Source organism: Enterobacter sp. LU1, assembly GCF_008271405.2.
GTDB classification, from domain to species: domain Bacteria; phylum Pseudomonadota; class Gammaproteobacteria; order Enterobacterales; family Enterobacteriaceae; genus Enterobacter; species Enterobacter hormaechei_C.
Genome location: NZ_CP043438.2, coordinates 2,072,880 through 2,093,979 on the forward strand (window position 1 = coordinate 2,072,880; position 21,100 = coordinate 2,093,979).

19 protein-coding genes are annotated in these 21,100 nt (G+C 54.2%); 10 read left to right on the forward strand and 9 right to left on the reverse strand.

Annotation, left to right across the window (positions count from 1 at the left end; all coding sequences use genetic code 11):
- Positions 1–16: 16 nt before the first annotated feature.
- A complete protein-coding gene (locus FZF21_RS10005) occupies positions 17–703 on the reverse strand; it encodes a GntR family transcriptional regulator (protein WP_003857403.1) in 687 nt (228 codons plus the stop codon).
- A 90-nt stretch (positions 704–793) separates the two neighbouring features.
- Positions 794–1,540 carry a bifunctional NADP-dependent 3-hydroxy acid dehydrogenase/3-hydroxypropionate dehydrogenase YdfG gene (gene ydfG / locus FZF21_RS10010; RefSeq protein WP_040117594.1) on the reverse strand — a complete coding sequence of 249 codons (747 nt, stop codon included), beginning with the start codon at positions 1,538–1,540 and terminating at the stop codon, positions 794–796.
- A gap of 143 nt (positions 1,541–1,683) precedes the next feature.
- Between ydfG and dcp the strand changes: the two genes are divergently transcribed.
- Positions 1,684–3,717 (forward strand): peptidyl-dipeptidase Dcp, encoded by a 2,034-nt coding sequence (gene dcp / locus FZF21_RS10015; protein ID WP_047736569.1) that lies wholly within the window; start codon positions 1,684–1,686, stop codon positions 3,715–3,717.
- A gap of 261 nt (positions 3,718–3,978) precedes the next feature.
- On the opposite strand, the gene FZF21_RS10020 is transcribed toward dcp, so the two are convergent.
- A complete protein-coding gene (locus FZF21_RS10020; protein WP_040117596.1) occupies positions 3,979–5,037 on the reverse strand; it encodes a periplasmic protein in 1,059 nt (352 codons plus the stop codon).
- Between the two features lie 164 nt (positions 5,038–5,201).
- Between FZF21_RS10020 and fhuE the strand changes: the two genes are divergently transcribed.
- Positions 5,202–7,370: a ferric-rhodotorulic acid/ferric-coprogen receptor FhuE gene (gene fhuE / locus FZF21_RS10025; protein ID WP_047736566.1), complete on the forward strand. Its 2,169-nt coding sequence runs from the start codon at positions 5,202–5,204 to the stop codon at positions 7,368–7,370.
- Positions 7,371–7,375: 5 nt separating this feature from the next.
- Here fhuE and FZF21_RS10030 read toward each other — a convergent pair whose 3' ends face one another.
- Positions 7,376–7,597 (reverse strand): hypothetical protein, encoded by a 222-nt coding sequence (locus FZF21_RS10030; RefSeq protein ID WP_053337473.1) that lies wholly within the window; start codon positions 7,595–7,597, stop codon positions 7,376–7,378.
- Positions 7,598–7,689: 92 nt separating this feature from the next.
- Entirely contained in the window at positions 7,690–8,193 is a 504-nt protein-coding gene (locus tag FZF21_RS10035; protein WP_023296544.1) for a DUF1543 domain-containing protein, read from the reverse strand.
- 325 nt (positions 8,194–8,518) lie between these two features.
- On the opposite strand from FZF21_RS10035, the gene FZF21_RS10040 reads away from it, so the two are divergent.
- Positions 8,519–9,433: an extracellular solute-binding protein gene (locus tag FZF21_RS10040; protein ID WP_032671103.1), complete on the forward strand. Its 915-nt coding sequence runs from the start codon at positions 8,519–8,521 to the stop codon at positions 9,431–9,433.
- Positions 9,421–10,194 (forward strand): ABC transporter permease subunit, encoded by a 774-nt coding sequence (locus FZF21_RS10045; protein WP_047717582.1) that lies wholly within the window; start codon positions 9,421–9,423, stop codon positions 10,192–10,194. Before FZF21_RS10040 ends, FZF21_RS10045 begins: the two co-directional genes overlap by 13 nt.
- Before the next feature lie 320 nt (positions 10,195–10,514).
- Here the strand turns inward: FZF21_RS10045 and FZF21_RS10050 are convergent, their stop codons facing one another.
- Together FZF21_RS10050 and FZF21_RS10055 are read right to left on the reverse strand one after the other, a co-directional pair.
- A complete protein-coding gene (locus FZF21_RS10050; RefSeq protein WP_003857390.1) occupies positions 10,515–10,754 on the reverse strand; it encodes a DinI family protein in 240 nt (79 codons plus the stop codon).
- Between the two features lie 87 nt (positions 10,755–10,841).
- On the reverse strand, positions 10,842–12,134 hold the full coding sequence (locus FZF21_RS10055; protein WP_149121400.1) for an amino acid permease: 1,293 nt from the start codon (positions 12,132–12,134) through the stop codon (positions 10,842–10,844).
- A gap of 632 nt (positions 12,135–12,766) precedes the next feature.
- Between FZF21_RS10055 and FZF21_RS10060 the strand changes: the two genes are divergently transcribed.
- Both FZF21_RS10060 and FZF21_RS10065 read left to right on the forward strand, forming a co-directional pair.
- Entirely contained in the window at positions 12,767–13,132 is a 366-nt protein-coding gene (locus FZF21_RS10060) for a hypothetical protein (RefSeq protein ID WP_047736564.1), read from the forward strand.
- Between the two features lie 10 nt (positions 13,133–13,142).
- Positions 13,143–15,239: a pyrroloquinoline quinone-dependent dehydrogenase gene (locus FZF21_RS10065; RefSeq protein ID WP_149121382.1), complete on the forward strand. Its 2,097-nt coding sequence runs from the start codon at positions 13,143–13,145 to the stop codon at positions 15,237–15,239.
- A 74-nt stretch (positions 15,240–15,313) separates the two neighbouring features.
- Here the strand turns inward: FZF21_RS10065 and FZF21_RS10070 are convergent, their stop codons facing one another.
- Entirely contained in the window at positions 15,314–15,904 is a 591-nt protein-coding gene (locus tag FZF21_RS10070) for a DUF4142 domain-containing protein (RefSeq protein ID WP_023296548.1), read from the reverse strand.
- Between the two features lie 227 nt (positions 15,905–16,131).
- Between FZF21_RS10070 and FZF21_RS10075 the strand changes: the two genes are divergently transcribed.
- Together FZF21_RS10075 and FZF21_RS10080 are read left to right on the forward strand one after the other, a co-directional pair.
- Positions 16,132–16,410 (forward strand): DUF1471 domain-containing protein, encoded by a 279-nt coding sequence (locus FZF21_RS10075; protein ID WP_047736561.1) that lies wholly within the window; start codon positions 16,132–16,134, stop codon positions 16,408–16,410.
- A 304-nt stretch (positions 16,411–16,714) separates the two neighbouring features.
- Entirely contained in the window at positions 16,715–16,888 is a 174-nt protein-coding gene (locus FZF21_RS10080; protein WP_006808842.1) for an addiction module toxin, GnsA/GnsB family, read from the forward strand.
- Between the two features lie 179 nt (positions 16,889–17,067).
- Here the strand turns inward: FZF21_RS10080 and FZF21_RS10085 are convergent, their stop codons facing one another.
- Entirely contained in the window at positions 17,068–18,057 is a 990-nt protein-coding gene (locus FZF21_RS10085) for a 2-hydroxyacid dehydrogenase (RefSeq protein WP_149121381.1), read from the reverse strand.
- Between the two features lie 210 nt (positions 18,058–18,267).
- Here FZF21_RS10085 and FZF21_RS10090 point away from each other — a divergent pair, with 210 nt between their 5' ends.
- Both FZF21_RS10090 and FZF21_RS10095 read left to right on the forward strand, forming a co-directional pair.
- Entirely contained in the window at positions 18,268–20,907 is a 2,640-nt protein-coding gene (locus FZF21_RS10090; RefSeq protein WP_047736559.1) for a YdbH family protein, read from the forward strand.
- Positions 20,904–21,095: a YnbE family lipoprotein gene (locus FZF21_RS10095; protein ID WP_003857369.1), complete on the forward strand. Its 192-nt coding sequence runs from the start codon at positions 20,904–20,906 to the stop codon at positions 21,093–21,095. Before FZF21_RS10090 ends, FZF21_RS10095 begins: the two co-directional genes overlap by 4 nt.
- Positions 21,096–21,100: the final 5 nt, after the last annotated feature.

A 21,100-nucleotide genomic window follows, 5' to 3' on the forward strand; every position in this document is an offset into this window, starting at 1 on the left:
AGGGGGCGGCGAAGTTTTATTCTTCGCTGAACCACTCGCGGTTTTCCTGGCGAATTAACTGAACTGACTCACTAATTTCCTGAAGGTGAAGCGTCATCGCTTTATCTACGGCTTCCACGTCGCGTTTTTCCAGCGCGCTGAAAATATCATGATGCTGGCGCAGCAACATCTCTGGCGGAGAAACATGGTCGAGGCTCATGTAGCGCACGCGGTCGATGGTAGCTTTGATGTTTTCGACGGTATCCCACGCGAGCTGGCACTCGGCGATCTGCGCCAGTTTCTGGTGGAACTCGTCGTCCAGCTGGAAAAAGTCGTTTAACTGTTTGCGGTCGATGGCGATTCGTTGCTGATGCAGGTTTTGCTCCAGCAGGTAGCACTGGTTATCGTTGATGAGCGACGCGGCGCGACGCACCACGGCGCACTCGATGGCCTGGCGAACAAAACAGCCATTCCGTACCTGCGAAAGCGAAATTTTATTTACGTAGCTGCCGCGCTGAGGGCGGATCTGAATAAGGCCGTTTTCTGCGAGCTTAATAAACGCCTCACGTACGGGCTGACGGGAAACGTCAAAACGTACCGAAACCTCTTTTTCTGAGAGTGGCGTTCCCGGTGGGATCAGGCAGCGGACAATATCACGGCGTAAGATGCGATATATTTGCTGATTAACGGGCTGGGTAGGATTAAGTTGCGATTCAGCGGCCATGGGTTGTGATTTCTCAGAGAGTTAACCTGAACATACTACCATTCTTTTCCCTGCCATCACATACCCGGCCCGCAGGCCGGGTGGGGTAAATTAACCGCGATGCACGCTGAGTCCGGCATAGGACTGGCTGACGGGCATCATCTCAACCGTATTGATGTTGACATGCTTCGGCAGATTCGCGACCCACCAGACGGTTTCGGTGATATCTTCCGGCGTCAGCGCATTCGCGTTTTCATAGGTTTTATCCGCTTTCGCGTCGTCGCCTTTGAAACGCACGTTGGAGAATTCAGTTCCGCCTACCAGACCCGGTTCAACATCGGTCACGCGGATCGCGGTTCCGTGCAGGTCGGTGCGCAGGTTCAGGCTGAACTGGCGGACAAAGGCTTTGGTCGCGCCATAGACGTTGCCGCCCGCGTAAGGCCAGCTTCCGGCGGTGGAACCGATGTTAATGATATGGCCACGGTTACGTTCAACCATGCCCGGCAGCACGGCGCGGGTCATGTACACCAGCCCTTTGTTGTTGGTGTCAATCATGTTTTCCCAGTCTTCCACGCTGGCTTTGTGGGCAGGCTCCATGCCCAGCGCCAGGCCGGCGTTATTGACCAGCACGTCAATTTCACGCCATTCGGCAGGCAGGTTGGCAATCATCTCTTCAATGGCGGCGCGGTTGCGCACGTCCAGCTGTGCGGTCAGAATGCTGTCACCCAGCTCGTCTTTTAGCTCCTGCAAACGCTCCTGACGACGCCCTGTTGCAATCACTTTGTGTCCGTTGGCGACGAAGCGACGCGTGATGCTTTCACCAAAACCCGCTGTCGCCCCGGTAACTAAAATAATCATCTCACTGTTCCTCAACGCTTTTTGTGTTGTACTAACATAGCACGCTCTCCGGCACGTCGTTAAGGCAACATTTGTATGACGCCATTGCAGGCCGGCGCAGGCTGGCCTACTCTGGGGAGAAATACCGTGCTCAGGAGTAAACGATGTCGGTCAACAATCCTTTTTTTGAAATTAGCCTGTTGCCTTATCAGGCGCCACGTTTTGATGCGATTAACGACAGCCATTATCGTCCGGCATTTGATGAAGCAATGCGCCTGAAGCGTGCAGACATTGACGCGATTATCGCGCAGCGCGCCGCGCCGGACTTCGACAATACCGTGCTGGCGCTGGAAAAGAGCGGGGCCATGCTGTCGCGCGTGAGCAGCGTGTTCTTCGCCATGACGTCCGCACACACCAACGATGATCTTCAGGCACTGGACGAGCAGTTCTCCACCGAACTGGCCGGGCTGGCGAACGATATCTGGCTAAACGATACGCTTTTCGCCCGCGTGGAAGCCGTCTGGCAGGATCGCGAGGCGCTGGATGCCGAATCCCGACGACTGACGGAGGAGATGTATCAGCACTTTGTTCTTGCTGGCGCGCGTCTGAATGCCGATGAAAAAGCCGAGCTGAAAGCCCTGAATACCGAAGCCGCCACCCTGACCAGCCAGTTCAACCAGCGCCTGCTGGCGGCGAACAAGGCGGGAGGGCTGGTGGTGGACGATGTTCACCAGCTTGACGGGCTCAGTGCGGAGGAGGTGGCTGCCGCGGCTCACGCTGCCGCAGAAAAAGGGCTGACGGATCGCTGGCTGATCCCGCTTTTGAATACCACGCAACAGCCCGCGCTGGCGGCGCTGTCGTTGCGCGAGACCCGTAAAAAGTTGTTCAGCGCGGGCTGGGAACGCACTCAGAAAGGCGACGAAAACGATACGCGCGAGCTGATCCATCGGCTTACCGGGTTACGGGCAAGACAGGCGCAGCTGCTCGGCTTTGACAACTATGCGAGCTGGAGCATTGCCGATCAGATGGCGAAAACGCCTGAAGCCGCGCTCGAATTCATGCGCGGGATAGTTCCTGCGGCACGCGGCAGGGCCGCGCTGGAGCAGGCGGATATTCAGAAGGTCATCGACGACGAGCAGGGTGGTTTTACGGTACAGGCCTGGGACTGGGCGTTTTATGCCGAACGCGTGCGCTCAGCGAAATACGCGCTGGATGAGTCGCAGATCAAACCCTATTTCGCGCTCAATACCGTGCTGGAAGATGGCGTATTCTGGACCGCCACGCAGCTGTTCGGTATCCGCTTTGTCGAGCGTTTCGATATTCCGGTTTACCACCCGGATGTTCGCGTGTGGGAGATTTTCGACCACACGGGTGAAGGCATGGCGCTGTTCTACGGCGACTTTTTCGCGCGTGATTCCAAAGCGGGCGGCGCGTGGATGGGGAATTTTGTTGAGCAGTCTTATGAGTTTGCCGCGCGTCCGGTGATTTATAACGTCTGCAACTATCAAAAACCGGCGAACGGGCAGACCGCGCTAATCTCCTGGGATGATGTGATTACCCTGTTCCACGAGTTTGGCCATACCCTGCATGGCCTGTTTGCCAGCCAGCGCTATGCCACGCTTTCAGGCACCAACACGCCACGTGATTTCGTTGAATTTCCTTCGCAAATCAATGAACACTGGGCCAGCCATCCCCAGGTGTTTGCGCACTTTGCTCGTCACTATCAAACAGGCGAACCGATGCCGGATGCGCTGCGGGAAAAAATGCTCAATGCGACCCAGTTTAATAAGGGTTATGACATGACGGAGCTATTGAGCGCCGCGCTGCTGGATATGAACTGGCACGGCATTCAGGAGCCCGTTGAAGACGTGGAAGCCTTTGAAGCCGCCGCGTTGAAAAAAGAGGGGTTGGATCTTCCAGCCGTACCGCCGCGCTATCGCAGCAGCTATTTCGCCCACATCTTCGGCGGCGGCTACGCGGCGGGCTATTACGCCTATCTCTGGACGCAGATGCTGGCGGACGATGGCTACCAGTGGTTTGTCGAGCAGGGCGGTTTGACGCGCGTGAACGGACAGAAATTCCGCGAGGCGATTTTGTCCCGCGGCAACAGCACTGATTTAGCTGAACTTTACCGGAACTGGCGCGGGCACGATCCGAAGATCGAACCGATGCTGGAGAATCGCGGATTGAGTGCGTAAGGCTTTTTTAGTGTGGGAACAGAACCGGGCGCGAGGCCCGGTTTTTTCTTTCCCAAAATGAATCCTTAATTCTGCGAAATTTGCAGGAGGATAGGGGTCAGCTTCACGTAGCTACACCTTTACTTTTACCCAGTAAGGATCCCCGCGACTTTAGAACATCTGGCGCTTTAACTCGGCTTTATCCGTTGGCCGGACTAAAGATACTGCTTCAGCGTCCACGTTTATAAGTCAGCCATCCCTCACAGGATGGCTGTATATTGTTTAATTTAATGAAATACGAACCACACTATCCGGGCCTTTCGTCGTGTTGTCGTCATTGAAGTCCTGCTTCACGGTTACGTATAACGTTTTACCGTCCGGTGTTACCAGAAGACTGTTGGGATGGCTGGTGAACGTCCAGCTGTTTTTCACAGCATAGCTCCCGGCGTCAAGCTGCAACACCTTCCTGGATTCGCGCTGAGTGATGAAAATTTCGTTGCGCTCAGCGTTAAACTTAATTCCCAGCGCATCGCCTTTAAGACGCTTGATAACTTTCCCGCTGCGCTCATCAAATACCAGTGTGGTTTTGGCTTTTGAATCATCAGTCACGAACAGGCGCCCGGTGGCCGGATCTTCTGCCATATTCAGGAACAAATACGCTTTTTTATCTCCCGGCGTCCAGCGCTGTTCGATTTTATACGTCTCCGGGTTAATCACCAGAATTTCACCGCCGCCATTGGCGGCATAAAGGCGGTCTGTCAGCGGCGAATAAATAATCCCCGTCACCCATTTCCCGGCATTTTCGATTCGGGCTTTTAGCGTCATGGTGTTGGCATCAACCACGGAGATAAACCCAGGGTCGGCAACGCCGCCGATAAACAGTTGTCCCTTGTGGAAGAGGATTTCACGCGCACCAACCGGGTCGCCATCCTTGTCTTTGCCTTCAAACATCAGGCGCTGTAGCACCTTGCCGCTTTGCACGTCCACTTTCGATACCCCGCCATCAAGGGTGTTGGTGGTGTAGTAGACCTTGCCATTATCGTCCGCTGCCATGCCGAAGTTTTTCAGGTCGGTGTGGGTTTCACCTTGCGTGGCAAGCGTTGTGGGATCCAGTTTAAAGAGCACCCCGCCATTGACGTTTTTGAAACTCTGTGCGCTCGCAACGTACAACGCGTTTGCCGTTGGGGAGTAAACCATCTCATACAGACCGTCAGCGAGTTCGCGCTGCTTGAGCTCAGCCGAACCCGGGAGGGCTGCTGACGCCGTTGCGCTCAGGGTTAACGCCGCGGTAAGAATGCTTAAGCCCCATGTCTTTCCTTTTAGCCAATGGAATGTGTTCATTTTTTGTTCCTGTCATGCGCGAGCCGCGCTGATTTTGATAAATATACATTTATTTACATTTAACTTACAAAATTACCTGTGCATAATAAAGCAAATAATTATCATTTCCATTCTTATTTGGATGGATGATTTGCACATAACGACAACAACAGACAGGTAACATGATGATTTTTAAAGGCAGGGCTAATCGCGCGAAAGCGCCCGCAGGGTTAATTCCTGCTTCCTTCTCACTTTCACTGCTTGCGCTGGCAATGTCCGCCGTCATGCACCCGGCACAGGCGGATGAAAATACGCAAGAACAAGAGATGGTTGTCTACGGTGACGGGAACGGGAGCGCCGACTCGCAGCAGGATTATGCGGTAAAAACCACGCGTTCAGGCACCAAAATGCTGCTGACCCCGCGCGATATCCCCCAGTCAGTCAGCGTCGTCACGCGCCAGCGTATGCAGGATCAAGACCTGCAAACCATTGACCAGGTACTTACCAATGCCACCGGCGTTTCGTCGCAGCAGGTTGATAGCGAGCGTTCCAGCTACTTTTCCCGCGGCTTTGAAATCACCAATTTTGCCTACGATGAGATCCCCACATCAATGGGCGACGCGTGGAACTTTGGCGATGCGCAGGAAGATACTGCCATTTATGATCGTATAGAGATTGTGCGTGGCGCAAACGGCCTGATGACCGGCGCTGGCGATCCGGGAGCAACGGTGAACATGGTGCGTAAACGTGCCGACAGTAAAACCTTCAGGGGCAACGTCAGCGCAAGTTACGGAAGCTGGAACAAACAGCGTTATGTGGGCGACATCTCCGCGCCCCTCAATTCCGACGGCAGCCTGCGTGGGCGCGTCGTGGCAGGTTATCAGGATCAGGACAGCTGGCTCGACAGATATGGCAAGCGCAAGAAATTTCTCTATGGCGTCATTGCAGGCGATGTAACGGAACACACGACGGCCTCGCTGGGCTGGGACTATCAGCAAACAAACACAGCCAACCCGACCTGGGGCGGATTACCCAGCCTGTACAGTAACGGCAGCCGTACCCATTACGATCGCAACGTCAATACCTCGGCAGACTGGACGGGATACTCCGTTGAGTCGCGTAAAGTTTTTGCTAACCTCACCCACAACTGGGATAACGGCTGGTCGGTGCGTTTCAATGGAACCCACGGCGAGCAAACGTTCAATGATACCCTGCTTTATGTGATGGGCAATCCGGACGCCACCACCGGAGAAGGCGCATCAGGCTGGGGTAGTAAGGATCGCGGCAAGCGCACTCTGGACGCCTTTGATGCCTACGCCAGCGGGCCTTTTGAACTTCTCGGGCGTCAACATCAGCTGATGGCCGGAGCCAACTATAGCCGACAGCACAATGCTACCTTCAGCAAAGACGGGCCAATGGACAGTGCTCAGATTGGCATCTTCAACAACAGCTGGGACGGCAGCGTGGCCGAGCCGGAGTGGGGCGACTGGTATCAAAATGCGGATGATATCGTGCGGCAAAAATCGGCGTATACGGCGGCACGCCTGTCGCTGGCGGATCCGTTGTCGCTAATCGTTGGCGCACGTTATACCCAGTACAGCTCAGATGGCAGCAGCGGCGATATGCGTAAATACAACACCACCCCTTACGGCGGGCTGGTGTATGACATCAACGACAGCCTTTCCGCTTACGCCAGCTATACCTCAATTTTTGCCCCGCAAACCAAACGCACGAAAGAGGGTGCATGGCTCTCTCCCGTCACCGGTAAAAATTATGAAACCGGCCTGAAGGCAGACTGGATGGACGGTCGACTGACCACCAACGTTGCCGTATTCCGCATAGAACAGGAGAACGCGGGGGAGGAAATCAGCGGGGTATTCGTTAATGGATCCAGCGAACAAGCTTATCGCGCAACCAAAGGCGCAGTGAGCAAAGGCGCGGAATTTGAGGTGAACGGTGCCGTTACCGACAATCTACAGCTTACCTTCAGTGCGACCCGCTATGTTGCCCGTGATTCAGATGGCCGCTTCAACAGCTTTGCGCCGCAGACGCAGCTTAAGCTGTTCAGCCGTTACCGCGTCCCGACGCTTCCGGATCTGACCGTAGGCGGCGGCGTGAACTGGCAGAATCAGGTGTACAAAGATGTCACCGGTCCGGACGGCGAGACGCAGCGCCTCTATCAGGGCAGCTATCCGCTCGTCGACTTGTTCGCGCAGTATCAGCTGACGAAACAGCTGGCGGTGCAGGCAAACGTTCGTAACCTGTTCGACCGCGAATACTACTCCTACCTCGATGACTCTGCCGTCTATGGCGAACCGCGTAGCGTCTCGGTAAGCATGAGTTACACATTCTGATCTAATCAGCTTATCGCTATCCTGGCCATCACCTGTTCCGAAATGCGCTTCGGCCCCACCAGCGGCAACGACACGGCGATGGCCGCCATGCCATTGCCATCCTGGTAACGAATAATGTGCCGGTTTGAACGGGTGACGAGCCTGGTGCCGGAAACATTGGGCCAGTTAAAGAAGACGTATGTTGGATATGCAATAAAACAGCCAGACGCAAAAGCGTAAATATTCAATGAACAGGACGCCCTCAGACTCGAGGGGCATCCTGAGCAATACTAAAAGGGGACCTGTTTCATCCTGAAGCAATGCGTCTCTTTTTGCAGTTTCATGCGCCTATCGGTAAATATCCCTGCCACTCTGGAAGATCGCGATGCCCTGTATCGCAGGGTGTCAGATGAATAAACAACCCTCCAACCTTTTCAAGCAACAGGCAATCATCAACCTCTTTTAAATTATCCTTATGTTGTTGATCGACACCGCAAAGTAGCGTTAGTAATGCTTTCTCCTTAGCCTGCCGGGCATTTTCGGCGACGAACAGATCATATTCGTGCAGTTCTGCAAGCGTATCCGGCCTGTAACCACCCGCATTGACGAAAAATAATCTCTTCGTAGACTGGGGCGGCTCCGGGGAAAGCGTGACAGAGTATCCGTCGGCCCACGTGATACGGCTATAGCCGTCTATATGAATTTTATCACTATCACCAAACCATGCTTCACGCAGTGCAGGCCAGGCATCATTGGGCTTACGTGCCGCCACAAACTGGATGTCGTGGACTTCAATATTGGATTTACCGGCATTTCCGCCGACATAAAACATATACAAATTCATACAACCCTCAGAAGTTATTTAATCGCTATATATTTAACTATATAGCGAGTTGGGCTACAACTGTGCAAAAGACATTGATGACAATGAGTTCAAGATTCTTCTACGCAAAGCCACGAGGAGTTTACGCAGCATGTTTCATGAACAATTGCCCACATTTGGATGACAACATCTGACTAAGTCGACCATGCACCACCCAGACCGATTTCCTTTTATTCAACCTTGCATCAACGGCGCGCTTGAGGAGGTTGTCATTGCGGTGATTTTTCTGGAAAATTCGATATATAAAAGAATATATAACGAGAGGGTGTTTATGGCCAGGAAACGAATGCAGGTTGCGCTGGTGGCGGTTGCGCTGCTGCAAATGCCATCCATGGCGCTGGCAAAGGATATCAGGGTGACTTATGCCGGTTCCATGGGCAAAGTAATGGACCAGGGGTTAGGTCCGGCTTTTTCCAGAGCAAATAACGACGGCTATCAGGGGCAGGGCCAGGGTGCATACGGGATGGCACGCCTGCTGGCAAGCCACAAAATTGAGGCCGATGTGTTTGTCTCCATCACCCCGGGACCGATGCAAATTCTCAAAGACGCCGGGCTGATAGATGAGGCGGTCCCTGTCGCCAGTACCAGCATGGTGGTCGCTTACAGTCCTGAGGGTAAATATGCAGCGCAGTTTGAACAGGCCAACAGAAAGAAAGACGGCTCGTGGCTGACTCTGCTGACGCAGAAAGATGTCTTATTTGGCCGCACCGATCCTTATGTCGACCCAAAAGGCCAGAATATTGTGTTTAGCCTGATGCTGGCGGAAAAGTATTACAACATGCCGGGCATCACCGATAAAATTTTAGGCTCGCTGCAAAACCCACAGCAGACTCATCAGGAAGGAGGGCTGCTGGCGCGTCTGGAAAGCGGTCAGGTGGATGCAGCAGCGGGATACGAGAGTGAAGTTCGCTCAGCGCATTTGCCGTATGTCGCGCTGCCGGATGAAATAAACCTCAGCAACCCGGCGATGACGAAACAGTGGTATGACACCGTCAGTTTTACCATTAAAGACAGCAAAGGCCAGGATCAAATTCTGCACACTCAACCAATGGTGTTCTATGCGGCGGTGCTGAAAAACGCGCCGAATGGTGTAGAACAGGGACAAAAGTTCGTATCGTTCATGCAAAGCGCCGAGGGGCAGAAATTGTTCAAAGCGTTTGGCTACGCCGAACCTAAAGGAGACAGCTTATACGCCCGCTAAGAAAACCGGGCTGGGTCGCGGGGTGGTTATCTCTGCCCGCTATCCTGCTGTTAAGTATCCCCTTTATCACGCTGATTAGCGTCACGCCCTGGCATCATCTGAAGCTGGCCTGGCGCGACGACAGCGCCATTGCCGTCTCTATGGGACTGGGTGTGCTGGCACTCGGAATTATCATTCTTATCGGCATGCCGGTGGCATTGTGGCTGTCACAAGCCACGGGTCGAAAACGATTGATCGGTGAACTGCTGGTGATGATCCCTCTGCTGACGCCACCGCTGGCAATGGGGATTTTGCTGGTTTCGGCTTTCGGGCCTTATGGCGTGATTGGCCGCTGGCTTTCACTGTTGGGAGCTACGCTGGTAAATAATCCGGCGGCGTTTGTGCTGGCTCAGGTTTACGGCGCTTTGCCTTATTTTATCGTGGTGTCGCGTTCGGCGTTTGCCACTGTTCCCAAAAATATTCTTGAAGCGGGACAAACGTTGGGAGCTTCTCCCTGGAACCGCTTTCGTTTTCTTACATTACCCCTGGCATTGCCTGGTCTGGCTTCTGCCGTAACACTCGCCTGGGTTCGCGCGGTAGGCGAGTTCGGGATCGTGATGATCTTTGCTTATTTCCCGCAGGGTATACCGGTAAAGCTGTATACCAATCTGCAAAATGACGGGGTGGACACAGTATATACTTTGCTATGGATGCTGCTGGTAGTGACGCTTCCCCTGCCAATGGTCTGCTTTGCTCTTGGCAAACGAATGGCCAGGAAATGAACACCCCTTAGATCGTCCGTTCCTCGTTCATAGCGGATGAGCTTGCTCACGTTTCCATTTCAGCGGGCTACCTCGAATAACCCCAAACCGGATTCTTCATAAAAGGCCACACACAGAAACCTCCAGTCAGTCAGACTGAAAGTACAGGGCAGGAAGAAAATGTGGCGCGCGCTGGATATGTCTTACAATCGGATCGGTGGGATTATGCTGGGGGAACCATGGAGGCGTAAATCGGTACGTCGCGATAGCGGAAGAAATTACGCAAAGTTAACGTTGTATGCTCTTTGTCTCCCGAAGCCAGAACCGGGCTTTGCGCCCGGTTACTCTTGTATTAACCACATGTCCGACTCTTCGAACATCTCCTCAAGCATGCGGTTGAGCTTTTCACGGTCGCTTTTGCTGGCGTCGCTGTTCAGGCCGTTCGCTTGCATTGGCTTAACCGTCACGCTGGCATCAGGAAAAATCCGGTGCACGCGTTTTGTCAGTTCGGCCAGAATGATTTCCCTGGCTCCTTCCAGCCCCTGTACGTTTCGCTTGTCATAAACCAGTTCCACAAACATGATTGTTTACCTTATGGATATTACGCATGTGATTCAGCCTGAACGTAAAATACTACTGTATATGGGTACAGTCAAACGGCGTTCAGACTAAAGCATTGTCCAGAGCAATGCAGACAGCGTTGCCAGCCCGCCCAGAACAACCAAAAACACCGTCACGCCGCGAAGCTCTGCCAGCGAGGGGCGGGTGTATATGAGGTACGCCGGGATAAGGAACAGGATCACCGCGATCAGTGGTCCGCAGAACATTTCAATCAGGCTGAGCACATCCGGATTGGCATAAACAATGCCATAGGTCAGCAGGAACAGCGCCAGAGAGGCCAGCCGCTTGCTGGCGTTGGCCTTTTTGCCGGATACGCTGGCAGCCAGCTGACCAAACGTTTGTGCGACCGACAGACCTACGCCGAGGAAGGATTTCGTCATACCGATGATAGCGATGAGCGGGGCAATGTGGTAAATCAGGCTGAAATCACCGTTTCCCTTCATCACCGACAGCACATTCAGGTTTTCCGCCTTCGCTCGCACAAAGTTGTCATGGGGGATCCCCAGCACGCAGCTCAGCACGAAAAAGAGGATACTGGCGAAGATAGCTAAGTAGGCGATACGGATCACGAACAGTGCCTTTTTCTCACCCTCCGCTTTCCTCTCCCGGTAGTAAGAGCTCAGCGGGGAGACCATAGGCGCACAGCAAAACGAGAAGGTAATAAGCGGCAGCGTCAGCCAGATATTTTTCAGCGTTACCGGCAGCGGCGTGGCGTTCATTTCAGCGGCCGTATCGGTCAGGTTAGACAGATGCCATCCCGGGATAAGTGATACGGCGATCAGCAGTACAGATGCCGCGAACGGCAGCGCCAGTGCGCTCATAATGGCCACGACTCTGTCCCGGCCCTTGCTAAGCACCACATACAGCGCAGCAACCACGATAAACGACAATGGCCCACGGCTGAGGGCGGTAATATGCAGATGCTCCACCAGTAAATTACTCAGCGCATTAATCAGCGCCACCCCGTAAACCAGGGTTACCGGGAAGAAGGTCACACAATAGAACAGGGTGATCAGCTTTTCACCCCTTCCGCTGAAGAAGGAGCCGAAGATCGGCAACGTGCCGTTTTCAGTCTTCTCTTCACGCATATATACACGACAAAGGAGTAAATGGGGGATCAGGGATAACGGCAGCCCCAGCAGGAGCATAACCAGAAAAATAACCGGACCACGGGTGCCGATTTCCACGGGAAGGAACAGTGTTCCCGCTCCGACGGCTGTACCATAAAGGCCCAGCGTCCAGATATTATCCTGCCAGTGCCAGTGCCAGTGCCAGTGCCAGTGCCAGTGCCAGTTAGAGCGTGTTGTAATATTAGCTGAGAGAGTTGTGGCTTTATTCATCATATTTTACCGCGTTGTTAGAGGGACGACGACTTATTTAGTTTTTATCTGTCTGTAGTCGTCGCTGCGCCATTACGTCACGGGTGGGAGGGGTTTGATGTTGCATACCGAAAACCTTATGTGTATGCCTGCAATAACTATCGTTATTCTTTGACGATGCTTTAACAGGCGGTTAATTAAGAAAGGGATTTGTTAAATTAACGAACAAATAACGACTGACTTTCCCTGCCTGCACGTCTGTTAATTAAAGAATAAACACCCTGTTTTATTAAGTACCATAAGGCGCCATCATATTGAAGGGGGGCTTATTTAATTATTTTATTGGGCGTGAAATTATCCCGTTATGCCTGAAATTAAAAAACAGAATGTAGACAATCGTGTAACCCGCTCGTAGCTTTCGAACCGTCTTGTAACATAACGCTCTCTTTATGGTGGCGAAGGGGCTCAGGATGTCGTATGCCTGCTATTAAACGCCCCATAAGAAAATCCTCTTCTATACTCAGTTACGTTTAGTGAAATATGCCGCCGCTCCACACGTCGCGTTCTCTTAATAGCGGCGGGCAGCTGGGGTATATATTCACGAAAACGCCTTAATAATGGTCAATTTTGCATTTTAGAGGGGGTTTCCTGGTATGTTGCATTCTCAATCCTCGCGGGTCGGCAGCATTTTGCTGCTGCTGACCGCGATAATAGCCTTCGCGGTAGCGCTATACGCCTGGTGGACGCCGCTTACCGGCGTCACTGGCACCATTGGCGCACTGGGCGTGGTCTTTGCCAGCGTAGTGCTGGCGATCCTGACCTTTATGTTACGTGCGGCATCGCGTCGCGGGGCGCGCGTTTTTCTGATTATTGTCACCCTGGTGGTGTTGGCGGGTATTGCTTTCGCCGCCGCGCTGCTGCACCAGTACATCATAACTGCAGCCATGGTGGTCGGCCTGATTGGTCTGATTATGCTGAGCAGCCATTCCGCTCGTTACAACCATCCCGTCAGAAGCTGAGGAGCCGCCCGTGCACAACGATAAGCATTATCCCTTCATAAAAGTCAGCATGACGGCGCTGGCGCTGCTGGTCGCTCCGCTCGCGCTACAGGCGCAGGATAAGGCCGCTGAAGCCTCGCAGGGGACACAGGAATCACTGAACATTGATGCGGCCGATCAGCAGGCGCCCGGAACCACAAAAACCACCGACGATGCCTCAACCGGCAGCGGTGATGGAAAGAGAGTCGCCTCGGCCAGCCAGCCAGCGACGCCGCTGGTGCCCGGCACCGCCACCTGGGACAGCTTCCACGGCCAGCTTAACGCGCAGAAATACAGTCCCCTGACCCAAATTACGGCGGATAACGTCGGGAAATTAACGAAAGTCTGGGAGTTCCATACCGGCGACGTCTCGGACGGTAAAGGCGATACGCCAGCTACCGTCTGGTCCGCAACGCCCATTTTCGCCAACGATACGCTCTACATCGGCACGCCATTCGATCGCCTGATTGCGCTGGATCCGGGGACGGGTAAAGAGAAATGGCACTATGACACCAAATCGTCGCGCAAGGCGCTGACCCAGCCGGTGCTGAAAAACCGCGGCGTTTCCTACTGGCAGGCCAAAAATCCGGTGACAGGTGAGGCATGCCAGAAGATGGTCTATATGGGCACCGTTGACGGCAAGCTCTTTGCGCTGGACGCCGATTCAGGCAAACCGTGCAGCGGCTTTGCGAACAACGGCGTGCTGGATCTGAACCAGTGGAACACCGTTAACGCGAAGTATCCGCTCTCTGTCCTGCAACCGCCAACCGTTGTCGGCAACCATCTGCTGGTGGGCTGGGCCGGGAAGGACTGGGCCTATGCCGAAGCCCCTCCGGGCACCGTATTTTCAGTCAACGCCCAGACCGGTAAGCTTGAATGGACCTTTGAGGCGATCCCCGCAGAGATTCGCAAGCGTACCGGTACCGCCAACGTCTGGACGCACATGTCCGCCGATGAGGCTAACGGGCTGGTCTATCTCCCGGTCTCATCGCCGTCTCCCAACTATTGGGGCGGCAACCGCGTGGACGCTATTCCGCTTGGCACCTCGACCACCGCCCTGGACATCAACACCGGTAAAGTGGTCTGGTCCCGTCAGTGGGTACACCACGACGTCTGGGATTACGATATCAACTCCGCCCCGACGCTGATGGACATCACCGTAGACGGCAAGCAGATCCCGGCGCTGGTGCAGGCCACCAAGCAGGGTTTCCTGTTTGTGGTTAACCGCCTGACGGGGGAGGACGTATGGCCAATCGAAGAACGTCCGGTTTCGCAGGGTGATGGGTCGGTCCAGGGCGAAGTTCTCTCGCCCACGCAGCCATTCCCGACCAAACCCGCGCCGCTGCTCGACCAGTCGAAAAAACCGGAAATCTGGAAGCTGGCGGATATCGTCGGTGGCGGCCAGTGCTCCCGCCTGTGGGATAACCTGACCTATGAAGGAATGTATACCCCGCCGACCACCAAAGGCGAAGGCACGCTCACCTATCCCGATAGCGCCGGCGGCGTCCAGTGGGGCGGGGTGGCGTTCGATCCGCAAAAACAGATCGCCATCGTCAACACCTCGCATATCGTCCAGTACGTGAAGCTGTACAGCCGTGAGGATTACGATAACGCAGACAAAGACTCCGGCAACGAAAGCGGCTTTGCCCCACAGGAAGGCGCCCCGTACGGTATGCGTCTGCTGGTGGCGAGCAACTGGCTGGGCATGCCGTGCTGGCAACCGCCGTTTGGTGAAATCGTGGCGCTGGACATGCACACGGGCGATGTGAAATGGCGTCGTCCGGTTGGCGCCTCCCAGCAGTATGGCTTCTTCATGCCGGAAAGCTGGGGTTCGCCTACCATTGGTGGTCCGGCAGTGACGGCGGGCGGCGTGATCTTCATCGGTGCTTCAATGGATGCCAAAGTGCGTGCCTACTCGGTAGAGAGCGGTGAAGAGCTGTGGTCCGATCAGGCCGAAGCTCCGGCGGTAGCGAACCCGTCCGTCTATGAATATAAAGGTCGCCAGTATGTGGCCTTCGTGGCAGGCGGGAATACGATCCTGAAGGATCAGGTGGGCGATCAGGTGGTGGTCTACGCCTTGCCGGAATAATTCAGCAGGAAGGGGAAATAAGCGTGGGGCCTGCGGGCCCCACTTTATTTTGCAGTAGTCGTTTTACCGACGCGTTATTTATCGGCTGATGCGCCAGCACGCGTTGACATCTGCTCGGCGGACTTCAGATGCTGCTCAACGACCGGAGTGTGCTCGTTGGCCAGAGCCTTCACATCCGGATCGTCGATTTTACTGGCGTCGCTCTTAAGCTTCGACAGCACCTTCTCGTGGTCCTTCACGCCAGCATATTCCATATACATTTTGTCAAAAGCGTCACCGCGCTGGTTTTCCAGCCTTGAGTTCAGGGCTTTATGCGCGGCGTCTGGTTCGGTCGGCAGCTCCACGCCCTTTTTCTGGGCAACGGTCTTGACTTTGGTCAGCGCGGCGCCGTGATCGTCGACCATTTTCTGGGCGAATGTTTTCACTTCACTGGTTTGGGCCTTGTCCAGGGCGAGCCTGGCGGCGGCAACTTCGTTGATATTGGCCTGCGCCATGTCCTTCAATGCTTTCTCGTCGCCGGAGCTGAGTCTGGCGTCCGGTTGATCCTGGCCCGCAGTTTGAGTTTGCGCGGCGCTGGTTGTCTGGGCTTGTACGCCAACGGTGCTGAACATTGCTGCAACTGCTGATACGGCTAGCAGCCTTTTCAGGGTTTTACTCGTGTGCATATTGTTCTCCTGATGGTCATGGTACAGGTAAGTTTCAATTGCTTCAGGCGCAACCGGCAGATAAATGACGACTGCACAGGTCAGTATAGTAGATGAACCTGCTGCACCCGCTGTTCAGGTCAGTGATGGCTGGTCGTGATGCTCAATCCTTCTACAATATTGATACGGATCATTTACATATTTGCTGCTAATGTTAAATATATAGATCCATCAACAGGAGGAATGATATGAAAAAAGCACTATTAGGGATTGTATTGGCTTTAACAGTAGCAAGCTTCGGCGCATCTGCGGCAGATATGATTTCCAAGGATGAAGCGCACCACTTCAAGCTTGAATACCTTGGTAATGTATCTGTAGGGGCTTCAGGTGGACAAATTTCTTCACCTTCAGATCTTCATCAAAAACTCTCAAAACTGGCAGACGAGAAGGGCGGGAAATACTACGTCATCATCGCTGCCCGCGAGCATGGCCCTAACTTCCAGGCCGTCGCAGAAGTCTTTAAATAATTTTCTCGAATAACACAAAAACCCGCTAATGGCGGGTTTTTGCTTACAGACAGCCAAAAAAATGCCCCTGATGCGGGGCGAGTGTGAGTCAAAGCTTTTCTTATATTTGTCTTTTTTGTGCTCTAAGGCTTTGGGACAATAACACCTTGTTTAAATAATGCAATCTAAATGCATATTTAAATGTGACGGCAGCATACGTTACACAGATAGTCTACTCTTTACATACAGTTATGGTGAAAGGCAGTTAATCGTTAGCTGTCGCCTGCTGGAGAATGGAAACAGTAAACGGTTGCAAGAGGTAAACATGAACGTTGACGCACTGACGCAAAAGGCAGAAGAAGAAATTTCAGCGCTTATAACCAAAAAAATTTCAGAGTTACGTAAAAAAACAGGGCAGGAAGTGTCTGAAATTGAGTTTATCGCTCGTGAAGCCATGACAGGCCTCGAGGGATATGAGGTAAAAATCAAACTTATTTAATCAAAATTATTACCTGTTTCGGGACACTGGATAAAGCAGAGCGGCAAACGTCAGCCAGGACTATCCTGCGCGTGGCAGGATTGAAGCCCAAAAAGCCCGGTGACGCTGCGCTTACCGGGCGTACAATTAACGCAATCCACAGGCCGGGCAGGGCGTAGCCGCCACCCGGCTTACCAGGCTTACACTATCGCGTTCGGGCACGCTTCGCCCTTTTCGAGTTGACGCAAATTCCCCAGCGTGGTTTCCGAAATGCTGATCAGCGCTTCGGCGGTCAGGAACGCCTGGTGCCCTGTGAACAACACGTTGTGACAGGCAGACAGGCGACGGAACACGTCGTCCTGGATCACGTCATTAGATTTATCCTCAAAGAACAGATCGCGTTCGTTCTCATACACATCCATACCCAACGCGCCGATTTTTTGCGTTTTCAACGCTTCGATAGCCGCCTGAGAGTCGATCAGCCCGCCGCGGCTGGTATTGATGATCATCACGCCGTCTTTCATCTGGTCGAACGCCGACTGGTTAAGCAGATGATAGTTCTCCGGAGTCAGCGGACAGTGCAGGGAGATAACGTCAGACTGCGAGAAGAGCGTTTTCAAATCGACATACTCCACGCCCAGCTCCAGCGCAGCGGCGCTTGGGTACGGATCAAACGCCAGCAGGCGCATGCCAAATCCTTTCAGGATGCGAAGGGCGGCCACGCCAATTTTGCCGGTACCGATCACGCCTGCGGTTTTACCGTACATGGTAAAGCCGGTCAGCCCTTCCAGAGAGAAGTTAGCATCACGGGTTCGCTGATAGGCACGGTGAATACGACGGTTGAGCGACATCATCATCCCGACCGCATGTTCTGCCACGGCTTCCGGAGAATAGGCCGGGACGCGAACGACCTTCAGACCCAGCTCTTTGGCGGCATCGAGATCGACGTTGTTAAAGCCCGCGCAGCGCAGGGCAATGTATTTCACGCCCTGTTTTTTTAACTCTTCCAGTACCGGTCGGCTACAGTCGTCGTTAACGAAGATACACACGCCTTCGCAGCCGTGGGCGGTTTTAGCCGTCTTTTCAGTTAGCAGAAAGTCGAAAAATTCAAGATCGAAACCGTACGTCTCGTTAACATGTTGCAGATACTTTTTGTCGTACTGCTTTGTGCTATATACCGCGAGTTTCATAAGACTTTCTCCAGTGATTTTGGAACCACGTTAGCATGTTTAAAATTATCTTACAATTTTTCAAAATTCATTGAAATCAATAAGTTCTATGAATTATTGTAGAGCATCTACTCTTAAAAATGGCATTACCTTCAACTGACTGGCTAAACATGCGACAATGAGCGGCAAGAACGGCTTATTTTTTTCGCAAAATCAGGATATTAACTGCCCATGAAGGGTAAATACAAAGCCGCAATCGCGCTATTACTGCTGCTATTTCTTGTGCCGCTGACGCTGCTGATGACGCTCGCCCAGTGGGTACCCACGCTCGCCGGGATCTGGCTCCCCGTTGGAACGCGCATCGCGTTTGAAAAAAGCCCACGGCTCACGCGCCACGCCCTGATCATCCCCGATCTCCGCTATCTGGTAGAAGAGTGTGAAATTGCCCGCGTGGAAAACGTGACTCTGTCACACCCCAGCCGCTGGGATCTGGATATTGGCGCACTTGAACTTAACTCTGTCTGCCTGAGCAAATTACCGCAATCGGCGCCATCTACGGTGGCGCCGAAAACGCTGGCGCAGTGGCAGGCCATCCTGCCCAACACCTGGCTGACCATCCATCGCTTTACCCTTTCTCCCTGGCAGCAGTGGGAGGGTGAGCTGCATGCCTCACTGACGCCAGCCCGCCAGGACATCACCTATAACGGCAAGCAGGTGAGCATTAAGGGGCAGTTGCGCGGCCAGACCCTCTCCATCAGCCAGTTCGATGTGCAACTGCCGGATCAGCCGCAGCCCGTGAAGCTGGTCGGTGAATTTACCCTGCCGCTGGTGCCGGACGGCGTGCCGGTGAAAGGGCATACGGTCGCGACCTTTAACGTGCCACAGTTATCCTCGCTGGTCGATGCCGATCTGGACTGGGAGGACAATCAGGGCCAGCTGGTGGTCATGGCGCGGGACAACCCCGATCCGCTGCTCGATTTACCGTGGCAGATCACCGCTCAGCAGTTGACCATCAGCGACGGACGCTGGAACTGGTTAGCCTCCGACGTGCCAATGAGCGGACGCGTCGGGCTGAAAGTGGATAACTGGCAGCAGGGGCTGGAGAAAGCCACCTTCACGGGGCGGTTCAACGTGCTGACCCAGGGGGATGCGGGGAAGGGCAACGCGGTGCTGAATATCGGTCCCGGCTCGCTCAGTATGGATAACAGCGCTATGCCGCTGCACCTGAGCGGGGAAGCCAAGCAAAACGATCTGATCCTGTATGCCAGGCTCCCGGCGATGCTGACCGGCAGCCTTTACGATCCGCAGCTTACGTTTGAACCCGGCGCTTTATTGCGCTCGCGCGGGCGCATCATCGACTCGCTGGATATCGATGAGATCCGCTGGCCGCTGGCGGGCGTGAAGCTCACGCAGAAGGGCGTGGACGGCCGCCTGCAAGCCATTCTGCGGGCGCATGAAAACGAGATGGGCGATTTTGAGCTGCATCTGGACGGCCAGGCTAACGACTTTTTACCGGACAACGGTTTGTGGCAGTGGCGCTACTGGGGTAAAGGGAATTTCACGCCAATGAACGCGCGCTGGGATGTCCGGGGAACCGGGGAGTGGCGCGACAACGTTATCGAACTGACCGATCTTTCCACGGGGTTCGACAAATTGCAGTACGGTACGATGCTGGTCAGCAAGCCGCGCCTGGTGCTGGATCACCCGGTGCGCTGGTCGCGGGACCCGGATAACCCCACCTTTAGCGGCGCGCTCGCGCTTAACGCCGGGCAAACAAGCTTTTCAGGCGGAAGCGTGCTGCCGCCGTCCGTTTTGACCTTCAGCGTTGACGGGACAGACCCGACGGTGTTCCAGTTTAAAGGGAACCTGCATGCGGACGACATCGGCCCGGTCCAGGTGAATGGACGCTGGGACGGCGAACGCCTTCGCGGTCAGGCCTGGTGGCCAAAACAGTCTCTTACGGTGTTTCAGCCGCTGATCCCGCCAGACTGGAAAATGACCCTGCGCGGCGGCGAAATGTACGCGCAGGTGGCTTTCTCTGCGGCGCCCGATCAGGGGTTTGAGGCCGGGGGGCACGGGGTGCTGAAAGCGGGCAGCGCGTGGATGCCGGATAACGAGATCAACGGCGTGGATTTTGTTCTTCCGTTCCGCTTAAGCCAGGGTACCTGGTCGCTGGGCACGCGCGGGCCGGTAACGTTACGAATCGACGAGGTGAAAAACCTGGTCACAGCCCGAAATATCACCGCGGATCTCCAGGGCGATTATCCCTGGACCGAAGCGAACCCGCTCCTGCTCACCAACGTGAAGGTGGAAGCGCTCGGCGGGAAAATCACCATGCAGCAGTTGAGAATGCCGCAGCACGATCCGGCTTTACTGCGCGTGGATAATATTTCCTCCAGCGAACTGATAAGCGCGGTGAATCCGAAGCAGTTTGCCATGTCCGGCCCGGTGAGCGGCGCGCTGCCGTTCTGGCTGGACAATGAAAAATGGATCATTAAAGATGGCTGGCTGACCAACCCGGGGCCGATGACGCTGCGCATCGACCAGGACACGGCGGATGCCATTGTGAAAGACAACATGGTTGCCGGGGCGGCGATCAACTGGCTCCGCTATATGGAAATTTCGCAGTCGTGGACAAAACTCAATGTGGATAATCTGGGTGTGTTAACCATGCAGGCGGCCATTAAAGGCACCAGCCGCGTCGAAAGCAAAAGCAGTTTCGTAAACCTGAATTACACCCATGAAGAGAACATTTTTACCCTCTGGCGCAGCCTGCGCTTTGGGGACAATCTGCAAACATGGTTTGAGCAACATGCGGCGATACCCCTTCTCCGCGGTTCGACAGGCAAGGAAAGTGAGGAACAACAATGAAAAAGAGGGCTGGTGTACTCACCGTGGCCGTCGTCGCGCTGCTGTCAGGCTGCACGCCGCGCATTGAAGTGGCGGCGCCCAAAGAGCCGATCACCATCAACATGAACGTGAAAATCGAGCATGAAATCCATATCAAGGTGGATAAAGACGTTGAAGCCCTGCTGAAATCCCGCAGCGATCTGTTCTGAGGATG